This window comes from Phenylobacterium sp., from assembly GCF_030697925.1.
In the GTDB taxonomy this organism is placed as follows: Bacteria; Pseudomonadota; Alphaproteobacteria; order Caulobacterales; family Caulobacteraceae; genus Phenylobacterium.
This window is the reverse complement of the sequence record NZ_JAUYOJ010000213.1, coordinates 1-9,249: the sequence shown is the minus strand read 5'-3', so window position 1 is coordinate 9,249 and position 9,249 is coordinate 1. Positions and strand designations below refer to the sequence as shown.

The window sequence follows — 9,249 nt, the reverse complement described above, 5'->3', positions numbered from 1 at the left end:
CGAGAAGGCCGCCCAGGACCTGGACCAGGCCAAGACCGAGGCCATGGCGCGCAAGCTCGCCAAGGGCCAGTTCGACCTGGACATGATGGCCGACCAGTTCGCCCAGATGAAGAAGATGGGCGGCATGGAAGGCCTGATGGGTCTGCTGCCCGGCGTCCAGAAGATCAAGAAGCAGATGGCCGAGGCCAATGTCTCGGACAAGACGCTCGACCGTCAGTCGGCGATCATCTCGTCGATGACCAAGGCCGAGCGGAAGAAGCCCGACATTCTGCAGGCCTCGCGCAAGCGCCGCATCGCCGCCGGCGCCGGGGTGGACGTGGCCGACGTCAACCGGCTGCTGAAGCAGCATCGCCAGATGGCCGACGCCTTCAAGATGATGAGCCGCGACGGCGGCAAGGGCTTCGCCCGCATGGCCGGCATGATCGGCGGCGGCGGCGGCTCGGACCGTCTCAAGGCCCTGGGCGGCGGCAAGCTGCCTCCGCCCGACACCAAACAGCTCGAGGAGCTGGGCAGGCTGGCGGGCAAGCCCGGCGGCCTGGCCGCCAATCTCGGCGCGCCCGAACCTCCGAAACTCCCGGGACTGGGCGGCATGAACATGCCCTCGGTCTTCAATCCCTTCAAGAAATCCTAGATCTTACAAAGGACTACCCATGCTGAAGATCCGTCTCGCCCGTGGCGGCGCCAAGAAGCGCCCCTACTATTCCATCGTCGTCGCCGACAGCCACTCGCCCCGCGACGGCCGCTTCATCGAGAAGGTCGGGACCTACAACCCGATGCTCAAGAAGGAAGACGGCAATCGCGTCACCCTTAAGGTCGAGCGCATCCAGGAATGGATCGGCAAGGGCGCCCAGCCCACCGACCGCGTCGCCCGCTTCCTCTCCAACGAGGGCGTGGTGAAGTGGGAGCACGGCAACAACCCGAAGAAGGGTGAGCCCGGCCAGAAGGCCAAGGAACGCGTCGAAGAGCGCGCCAAGCGCGAGGCCGACCTGGCCGCCGCCGCGGCTGAAGCCGCCGCCCGTCCGCCCGAGCCGGAACCGGTCGTCGAGGAAGCTCCCGCCGCCGAGGCCGTGACCGAAGAGGCTCCGGCCGCCGAAGCCGCCGCTGAAGAAGCCCCGGCCGCTGAAGCCGTGGCCGAAGAGGCGCCTGCCGCCGAAGTCGCTGCTGAAGAGGCTCCCGCCGCTGAAGCCGCCGCCGAGGAAGCTCCGGCCGCCGAAGCCGACGCCGACAAGGCCGAGGGCTAACACCCCATGGCGCGAGGAGGAGCCCCCGCGTGAGCGACCAGCTCCTCCTCGTGGCCCAGGTCGGGGGCGCCCATGGCGTCCGCGGCGAACTGAAGATCACCACCTACACCGCCGATCCCATGGCGGTGGCCGACTACAAGAACCTGATGCGCCAGGATGGATCGCCCAGCCTGGTCATCGCCTCGGCCCGCCCCTCGAAGGGCGGCATCGTCGCCCGGGTGAAGGGCTGTGACGACCGCAACGCCGCCGAGGCCTTGCGCGGCCTCAAGCTGTTCATCGCCCGCGACGTCCTGCCCGCGCCCGAGGAGGACGAGTTCTATCTGGCCGACCTGATCGGGCTGGCGGTCGAGACCGCCGCCGGCGAGCCGCTGGGCAAGGTCAAGGACGTCAGGGACTTCGGGGCCGGGGACCTGCTGGAGATCCAGCCCAGGGCCGGTCAGACTTGGTGGCTGCCCTTCACCCGCGAGGCGGTGCCCGAGGTGCGGCTGGCCGAGGGCAAGATCATCGCCGCCCCGCCGGCGGTGATCGAGGCCGACCCCAATGAGGGCCGCGACGAGCAACCCTAGGGCTTGCGGTCCATGGCTGCCGGGCGAGCGGAACGGGTTGGCGCGCAAGGAGGCATGGCCGCGAACCGCAGCTTCATATCCGCGAAGGAGCCCGGAAAGCCCATGGCTGCGCGTCGGCCTTCGACGCCTTCTGGGTTCTCGAGAGGATAGGGCGCCCAGCGGCCTTGATCGCATCGGAACTGCGAACCGAAACGCTGGGACCGGCCTTCGCCAACCGCGATGCGGTCGAACATCATCCCATAGCTCTGACCGTCGACCTCCCCCATCGCCACTAGCGGCTCCAGGATGGACAGGAAGCGGCGCTGCATCTCGTTGTCGGCATGCTGCACGATGTGGAACGCCGAACGCGCGGCGGCTTCGCCATAGCGGCTTCGGAGGAACCAGCCTTCGGCGGGGACGAGCTTGGACAGCGCGACCTGGTTTTCTCGGTCCACGGCCTCGATGAGGGCGCCCGCCGCGTCGCGGGCCGCCGGTCGTTCCTCTTCGGGAATCTTGGAGAAGTCGGCTGCGACGATTATTCGGCGCGGCGCCTGATCAAGCTCCCCCATCCGGGTCAGTCGATCAGCGTCGTCTCGCGGTGGTGGCAGTAGCGCATGCCGGGCGCGCACCTGGTCGATGGATTGCGCTACGGACGCCACGAGCGCGCGCGCCTCGGGTGATAGTGGCGCGCCGGTGGCCGTCGAGCCTGAGTCGACGACGAGCAGCGCTAGAGCCATTACCCACATAGCCTCCCCCTCCAACCTTCGTGCTGGACCCTAGCAGCGGACGGGCGACGACGTCATCGCTAGGCGCCCAACGGCGGTCCGCCCTGCCGCGCCAGATAGGCCGCGCCGGCCGGCGTGATGTCCCAGCCCTCCTGGCTGCGCTCGGCCAGGCCAAGGTCGGTCAGGGCGCGGGCCGCGCTGATATTGACGAACGGCACGGCCGCCCCGGTCTTCTTCCGGGCCAGATCGCGCAGGGCTTCAAGTTGGCCGCTCGTCAGATCATCCATGGGCGGACGCTACACCCATTGGCCGGTTTGCGCGCCGACCGAGATGGGGCTTAGTCGGAACAACGGCGATGGAGGACCCATGATCCTGGTGACCGGCGCGGTGGACGCCAAGCCCGAGACCTTCGACGAACTGCGCCAGCTCTGCATCGACCATTCGGTCCGCTCGCGCGCCGAGCCGGGCTGCCGGTCCCACAATGTCCATGTGGATTGCGAGGCCCCCCTCCGGCTGGTCTTCGTCGAGCGCTGGACCGATATCGAGGCGCTGAAGGTCCACTTCGCCCGGGCCGACGCCATCGGCTTCGTCAAGGCCGCCCGCAGGCTCGCGGCCAGCGGCACACGGATGGAGATCCTGGACACCACGCCCGCCACGCTGTGACCTCCGGTGGAACCGGCCGCCATTTTCAATCCTTGGAGAGGTGTCCTGGTGCTACAACCTGGGCGTCGCATGCGTCGCAAGAGGCCGGCCTGATGAGTCCCACATCGCTGCGCGCGCCGCTCGCGGCCGAGAGTGTCGAGTTTCTGCCCCTGGTGCTGAACACCGCCCTCGACGCCGTGATCGTCATGGGCGACGACGACATCGTGCGGGACTGGAACCATCAGGCCCAGGTGATCTTCGGCTGGACTCGGGCGGAGGCGGTCGGCGAACCCCTGGCCGACCTGATCATCCCCAGGACGCTGCGCGAGGCGCATCGAAAGGGGCTCGAACGATTCCTCGCCACCGGCGAGGGCCCCTTGCTCGGCCGCCGGATCGAGGTCACCGCCCTGAAGCGCTCGGGGGAGGAGTTCCCCATCGAGCTGTCGATCTCGCCGGTGACGGTTGCTGGCGCGCTGCTTTTCCTCGGTTTCGTCCGCGATATTTCCGAACGATGGCGGCACGAAGCCTTCCTCCAGCGTCAGGCGCGCGAGGCGGAACTGCTCAACCGGGTGACCACCCTGGCGGCCGAGACCGAGTCGCTCGACGACATCTTGCGGCTCTGCCTGGACTCCGTCTGCGAGCTGACCGGTTGGCCCGCCGGACACGCCTACCTCCCGGCCAAGGGTCAGCCCCCGAAATTGACGCCGACCATGATCTGGCGCGGCGACCCCGACGAGTTCGCCGCCCTCAGGGCCGTCACCTCCAAGACGACCTTCGGACCAGGCGAGGGATTGCCCGGCCGGATCTGGAGCACACGCGAGCCTTGCGCCATATTCGAGATCGACGCCCCGGACGTCTTTCCACGCGCCTGGCTGGCCGATGATGTCGGCGTGCGCTCGGCGTTCGGTTTTCCGATCATGAGCGGCGGCGAGGTGGCGGCGGTGCTCGAGTTCTTCAGCCGCGACGCCGCCGAGCCGGACGCCCGGCTGATGCATATCGTCGGCGTCCTCGGCCAGCAGGTCGGCCGAGTGCTGGAGCGCCGCGCGGTGCAGGAGCGCCAGACCCTGCTGCTGGCCGAACTCGATCACCGCGCCAAGAACATGCTGGCGGTGGTCATGGGCATGGCCGACCAGACCGCCCGGCGCGCGGACTCCCTGGAGTCCTTCCAGTCCGCCTTTTCGGCCCGCCTGACGGCGCTCGCCCGCGGCTACAGCCTGGTCACCGCCAGCCGCTGGCGCACCACCTCCCTGGAGGAGATCGTCCGCGAGATCGTCCAGCCCTATGTCGCCGAGGGCCAGGCGCGGCTGGAGACCAACGGCCATGGCGTGGTCCTGTCGCCCAAGGCGGCCCTTGCGGTGACCATGATCCTGCATGAGCTGGTGTCCAACGCCACCAAGTACGGCGCCCTTTCCACGGCCGACGGCAAGATCGCGATCGAATGGTCGGTGTCGGCCGCCAACCCGCGCACGGTCGGGCTGGAGTGGCGCGAGACCGGCCTCAGCGGATTGCAGACGCCCACCCGGCGCGGGTTCGGCGCGAAGCTGATCGAGGCCACCGCCCAGCGCGATCTCGGCGGCGAGGTCGAGATTGAGTTCGCCGCCGAGGGCGTGTGTTATCGATTCGAATTCCCGGAACCTGTATCGGCATGACTTCGAGCGACGGTTTGATGTTTTCAACCCAGCAAACCCGCCACGCGGCGCCCGCGCCTCGCCCGCATTCACACGCCCAGGGCGCCCCAGGGGCCCAGGCGCTCCGCGTCCTGATCGTCGAGGACGAGGCGATCGTCGCCATGAGCCTGGAGTCCCTGATCGAGGACTTCGGCTTCGAGGTCTGCGCCATCGCCGCCACGGGCGCGGAGGCCGTCGCCCTGGCGACGTCGCTCCGACCCGATTTCATCCTCATGGACGTGAACCTGCTCGGCGAGATGGACGGCGTGGAAGCCGCGCGTCGGGCTCGCATGGCGACGGACGCGCGGATCGTCTTCGTGACGGCCTATGGCGGCGGCGAGGTGCTGGCGCGCATCCGCGCCTCGGTTCCCGACGCCCGGGTGGTGGCCAAGCCGGTCTCGGCCCCGGCCCTGCTGGCCGCCATCGAGCAGATGCGGCCGCAGTAACGGCCTACTTGCGCATCCGGATCAGGCCTTCCTGGGCCGTCGAGGCCACCAGCACGCCGGCCTCGTTGTAGATCGCGCCGCGTACGAAGCCACGGCCGCCCGAGGCCGAGGGACTGTCCTGGGTATAGAGGTGCCATTCGTTGAAGTTCGACGGCTGGTGGAACCACATGGCGTGGTCGAGGCTGGCCGACTGGAAGCCCGGGGTCTGCCACTGCACCCCGTGCGGCCGCATGGCGGTCGACAGCATGTTCATGTCGGACGCGTAGGCCAGGATCACCTGGTGCATGTGCGAGTCGCCGCCGATCGGCGCACGGGCCCGGAACCAGACGTCCTGGGTGGCGGGCTTGGGGCCCTTGCTCCCATGGCCGAACAGGTCGCCGTCCACCGGGCGCATCTCGATGGGCCGGGGACGCGACATCATCTTGCGCATCTCCTCCGGCATCTTGGCCATCATCTTCTTCTGCGCCTCGGACTCGTCGGGCAGGTCGTTCGGGCCGGGCACGGTGGGGATCGGCGTCTGGTGCTCGAAGCCCGTCTCGGCCACCTGGAACGAGGCGGCGAGGTTGAAGATCTGCTTGCCGTTCTGGATCGCCACCACGCGGCGGGTGGTGAAGCTGCCGCCGTCGCGCGAGCGGTCCACGTCGAAGACGATGGGGATGCGCGGATCGCCGGGCCGGATGAAGTAGCAGTGCAGCGAGTGGCAGATGCGGTCCTCGACCGTCTCATAGGCCGCCAGCAGCGACTGGGCGATCACCTGGCCGCCGAAGATGCGCGGCGGACCGAATTCCGGACTGACGCCCCGGAACAGGTTCACCTCCAGCCGCTCCAGCGACAGGGTCTCGGGCAGGCTCTCGGGGGTGTCCATAATCGGTCTCGGAATATGCTGCGGTGCGAAAGGACCCCGGATTAGGCCCATAGCGCCGCTGCGGCAAGTTTGAGGGCCAGGTGGAAAACCTGCGGTGTTTGGTCCAAAAGCCGCACCATGTCCTTCGACGCCACCGTTCTCACCATGTTTCCCGAGGCCTTTCCGGGCCCGCTCGGCGTGTCGCTGATCGGCACGGCCTGGCGCGAGCTTGGGCTTTGGACCTTGGAAACAGTGGACATTCGGGGATTTTCCAAGGATAAGCGCGGCTTCCTCGACGACACCCCCGCGGGTGGCGGCCCAGGACAGGTAATGCGGGCGGACGTCATCGCGGCTGCGCTGGACAGCGTGGACCAAAGAGGACGGCCGCTTTTGTACATGAGCGCCCGGGGTCGGCCCCTGACCCAGGCGCGCGTTCGAGAGTGGGCTGACGGGCCTGGACTGATCGTCCTGGCCGGCCGGTTCGAGGGGGTGGACCAGCGGGTGCTCGACGCCCGGGGGTTCGAGGAGATCAGCGTCGGAGACGCGGTGCTCGCCGGTGGCGAGGCGGCGGCCCTGGTGACGATCGAAGCGTGCGTAAGGCTCGTGCCCGGCGTCCTCGGCCAGGCGGAGAGCTTGAGTGAAGAGAGTTTCGAGGACGGGCTCCTGGAGCATCCGCAGTTCACAAGACCGCGGACGTTCGAAGGGCTCGAGATTCCCGATGTGCTGCTTTCAGGCCACCACGCCGAGGTTCGGAAGTGGCGGCAGGCCCAGCGGGAAGAGACCACGCGGGAACGTCGTCCGGACCTCTGGGCGCGGCGTCCCGCCAAATAACAGGCAAAGGGCGATCAAGCCCGAAAGGATCAGACCGATGAACATCATCCAGCAGCTCGAACAAGAAGAGCGCGACCGCCTGGTGGCCAAGCGGGCCATCCCTGACTTCCAGCCGGGCGACACCGTCCGCGTCAATGTGAAGATCAAGGAAGGCGAGCGCGAGCGCGTCCAGGCTTACGAAGGCGTCTGCATCGCCCGTCAGGGCGGCGGCATCAACGAGAGCTTCACCGTCCGCAAGATCTCCTTCGGCGAAGGCGTGGAACGCGTGTTCCCGATCCACTCGCCGAACATCGACTCCATCGAGGTGAAGCGTCGCGGCGTCGTCCGTCGCGCCAAGCTCTATTACCTGCGCGACCGTCGCGGGAAGTCGGCCCGGATCGCCGAGCGCCAGATGGGCGCCAAGGTCGAGGCCAAGGCCGACGCGGCTACGGAAGCCGCCGAAGACTAGGCGCTTCGACAATACGATCTTCCAGCGGCGGCCGTGGCGACACGGCCGCCGCTTTCGTTTTGGCCTAGCCCCTGGTCCAGTCGCGCCAGGCCTTCATGACCGGCGCGAAATCGGTGGGCTGGGTCTCGTAGGTCAGGGTGTCGGCGGGAAGCGCCGTCCAGGCCTGCGCGCTTTTCGTCCAGAAGGCCGCCACCGGCCGCACCCAGCTGGTCTCGTCCAGCGTACCGGGCCGCACGGTCACCGACTGCGGCCCGCCCGGCGGCTCGGTGAACACCCGCACGCCGCAGGTCGGACAGAACCGTTGCGGAATCTGAGCGCCCGAGTCCGCCGTCCGCAGCCAGATGGCGAGCTCCCCCTTGGTGATCTCGAAATCGGAGCGCAGCACCGACATGGCCAGGCTGAAGGCCGAGCCGGTCAGGCTCTGGCACTCGGTGCAATGGCAGGAATAGACGCCAAGCGGTGAACCCTTCAGCACGTAGCGCACCGCTCCGCACGCACAGCCGCCGGTGACCGGAAAGGCCGGCAGCCGGCTCACCGGTTGGCGGCCGAGAACACCGAGAGGCTCTCGGCCAGGTGGTCGAACATCAGGCGCATCCGCCGGCTGCCCTTGAGGTTCTCGTGCATGGCGATCCAGATCTCCAGCTTGAAGGCGAAGGTCCCGGGCAGGATCTGGACCAGGCCGCTGCGCTCGGCCAGCCGGTGCTGGCAGACCCCGACGCCGAAGCCGGCCCGCAGGAAGGCCAGCTGGGCGATGTCGTTGTCGCTGCGCAGGGCGAACATCTCGCGGCTGATCGGCCGGTCGATGGACAGGCCGCCCGGCACGTTTACCTCGCGCTTGTCGTAACCGATGACCGTGTGATCATCGAGATCGTCCAGGGACCTGGGCGTCCCGGCCCGCTCGAGATACTCGGCGGTCGCGTAGAAGCCGAAATGCAGCTCCCCGACCCGGCGGGCGACCAGGGTGTTCTGGGTCGGGCGGGCCATCCGCACCGCAATGTCGGCGTCGCGCCGTGACAGGTCCTCGTTGCGGTTGGTGAGCACCAGTTCGATGTCGATGGTCGGATGGGCGATGCGGAAGTCGGTGAGGATGCGGGGCATGGCCTCCACGCCCATGATCTCACTGGCCGTGACGCGAACCGTGCCCCCGATCCCATCGGCGCCCGAGGCGTCGCGCAGGGCCGCGGCGGCGGCCGAGGACATGTCCTCCAAGTGCGGCCGCAGCTCGTTGGCCAGGTCCGTGGCGATCAGGCCCCGCGGGCTGCGCAGGAACAGCGGCGCGCCAAGCCGCCGCTCCAGCTCGTCGATGTGGCGGCCGAGCGTCGGCTGGGTGAGCCCGCGCGCGCGGGCCGCGGCCGAGAGCGAGCCGGCCTCGAGAACGGAATGCAGGGTCTGGAACAGGTCCCAATCGGTGGATGCCATGCGTGCATGAATAACCGATCCGGCTCGCTCGGCAATTGCGGCTGCTGGACTTTGGGGGCCTCGCGGAACTAGATGCCGCCCATGGTTGGCAAGACACTTTACGACAAGATCTGGGAGGCCCACGTGGTCGACGAGACCGACGGGGAGGCGATCCTCTATATCGACCTGCACCTCATTCACGAGGTGACCACGCCGCAGGCCTTCGCGGGCCTTCGCGTGGCCGGGCGCGGCGTGCGCCGGCCCGACCGCACCCTGGCGGTGGCCGACCACAACATCCCGACCGAGGGCCAGGGCCTGGGCGTCGACGCCGTGGCCGACGAAGAGGCCCGCCTGCAGCTCCAGACGCTCTATCGGAACGTCAAGGACAACGGCATCGAGTTCTTCCCCATGGGCGACATCCGCAACGGGATCGTCCACGTGGTCGGCCCCGAACAGGGCCGC

13 protein-coding genes and 1 pseudogene are annotated in these 9,249 nt (G+C 68.4%); 9 read left to right on the top strand and 5 right to left on the bottom strand.

Annotation, left to right across the window (positions count from 1 at the left end):
- From Q8Q88_RS20870 to rimM, 3 genes and pseudogenes are all read left to right on the top strand, one after another.
- A pseudogene (locus Q8Q88_RS20870) lies at nucleotides 1-631 on the top strand (signal recognition particle protein); the annotation flags it as partial.
- A 19-nt stretch (nucleotides 632-650) separates the two neighbouring features.
- The gene (rpsP, locus tag Q8Q88_RS20865; protein ID WP_305677111.1) at nucleotides 651-1,241 is read left to right on the top strand and encodes a 30S ribosomal protein S16; all 591 of its coding nucleotides are present in this window, start codon (nucleotides 651-653) and stop codon (nucleotides 1,239-1,241) included.
- Between the two features lie 29 nt (nucleotides 1,242-1,270).
- Nucleotides 1,271-1,807 (top strand): ribosome maturation factor RimM, encoded by a 537-nt coding sequence (rimM, locus tag Q8Q88_RS20860; RefSeq protein WP_305677110.1) that lies wholly within the window; start codon nucleotides 1,271-1,273, stop codon nucleotides 1,805-1,807.
- Here rimM and Q8Q88_RS20855 read toward each other — a convergent pair.
- Complete coding sequence (locus Q8Q88_RS20855; protein ID WP_305677109.1) at nucleotides 1,804-2,523, bottom strand: DUF6624 domain-containing protein; 720 nt, start codon at nucleotides 2,521-2,523, stop codon at nucleotides 1,804-1,806. The two genes, rimM and Q8Q88_RS20855, sit on opposite strands and share 4 nt — an antisense overlap.
- A gap of 68 nt (nucleotides 2,524-2,591) precedes the next feature.
- A complete protein-coding gene (locus Q8Q88_RS20850; RefSeq protein ID WP_305677108.1) occupies nucleotides 2,592-2,798 on the bottom strand; it encodes a hypothetical protein in 207 nt (68 codons plus the stop codon).
- A gap of 79 nt (nucleotides 2,799-2,877) precedes the next feature.
- Between Q8Q88_RS20850 and Q8Q88_RS20845 the strand changes: the two genes are divergently transcribed.
- The 3 genes from Q8Q88_RS20845 to Q8Q88_RS20835 all read left to right on the top strand — a co-directional run bounded on the left by Q8Q88_RS20845 (nucleotide 2,878) and on the right by Q8Q88_RS20835 (nucleotide 5,266).
- On the top strand, nucleotides 2,878-3,174 hold the full coding sequence (locus Q8Q88_RS20845; protein ID WP_305677107.1) for a putative quinol monooxygenase: 297 nt from the start codon (nucleotides 2,878-2,880) through the stop codon (nucleotides 3,172-3,174).
- Between the two features lie 92 nt (nucleotides 3,175-3,266).
- Nucleotides 3,267-4,802 (top strand): HWE histidine kinase domain-containing protein, encoded by a 1,536-nt coding sequence (locus Q8Q88_RS20840; RefSeq protein ID WP_305677106.1) that lies wholly within the window; start codon nucleotides 3,267-3,269, stop codon nucleotides 4,800-4,802.
- A 17-nt stretch (nucleotides 4,803-4,819) separates the two neighbouring features.
- Complete coding sequence (locus tag Q8Q88_RS20835) at nucleotides 4,820-5,266, top strand: response regulator (RefSeq protein ID WP_305677105.1); 447 nt, start codon at nucleotides 4,820-4,822, stop codon at nucleotides 5,264-5,266.
- A gap of 4 nt (nucleotides 5,267-5,270) precedes the next feature.
- On the opposite strand, the gene Q8Q88_RS20830 is transcribed toward Q8Q88_RS20835, so the two are convergent.
- Nucleotides 5,271-6,134 (bottom strand): acyl-CoA thioesterase, encoded by an 864-nt coding sequence (locus tag Q8Q88_RS20830; protein WP_371129892.1) that lies wholly within the window; start codon nucleotides 6,132-6,134, stop codon nucleotides 5,271-5,273.
- 114 nt (nucleotides 6,135-6,248) lie between these two features.
- On the opposite strand from Q8Q88_RS20830, the gene trmD reads away from it, so the two are divergent.
- Together trmD and rplS are read left to right on the top strand one after the other, a co-directional pair.
- Entirely contained in the window at nucleotides 6,249-6,941 is a 693-nt protein-coding gene (gene trmD, locus Q8Q88_RS20825) for a tRNA (guanosine(37)-N1)-methyltransferase TrmD (RefSeq protein ID WP_305677103.1), read from the top strand.
- 37 nt (nucleotides 6,942-6,978) lie between these two features.
- The gene (gene rplS, locus Q8Q88_RS20820; RefSeq protein WP_305677102.1) at nucleotides 6,979-7,389 is read left to right on the top strand and encodes a 50S ribosomal protein L19; all 411 of its coding nucleotides are present in this window, start codon (nucleotides 6,979-6,981) and stop codon (nucleotides 7,387-7,389) included.
- A 64-nt stretch (nucleotides 7,390-7,453) separates the two neighbouring features.
- Here rplS and Q8Q88_RS20815 read toward each other — a convergent pair whose 3' ends face one another.
- Together Q8Q88_RS20815 and Q8Q88_RS20810 are read right to left on the bottom strand one after the other, a co-directional pair.
- The gene (locus Q8Q88_RS20815) at nucleotides 7,454-7,924 is read right to left on the bottom strand and encodes a GFA family protein (RefSeq protein WP_305677101.1); all 471 of its coding nucleotides are present in this window, start codon (nucleotides 7,922-7,924) and stop codon (nucleotides 7,454-7,456) included.
- Nucleotides 7,921-8,808 carry a LysR family transcriptional regulator gene (locus tag Q8Q88_RS20810; protein WP_305677100.1) on the bottom strand — a complete coding sequence of 296 codons (888 nt, stop codon included), beginning with the start codon at nucleotides 8,806-8,808 and terminating at the stop codon, nucleotides 7,921-7,923. The genes Q8Q88_RS20815 and Q8Q88_RS20810 overlap by 4 nt, the downstream gene beginning before the upstream one ends.
- Before the next feature lie 81 nt (nucleotides 8,809-8,889).
- Between Q8Q88_RS20810 and Q8Q88_RS20805 the strand changes: the two genes are divergently transcribed.
- On the top strand, nucleotides 8,890-9,249 hold a 360-nt coding region (locus Q8Q88_RS20805), incomplete at its 3' end, for an aconitase family protein (RefSeq protein ID WP_305677099.1).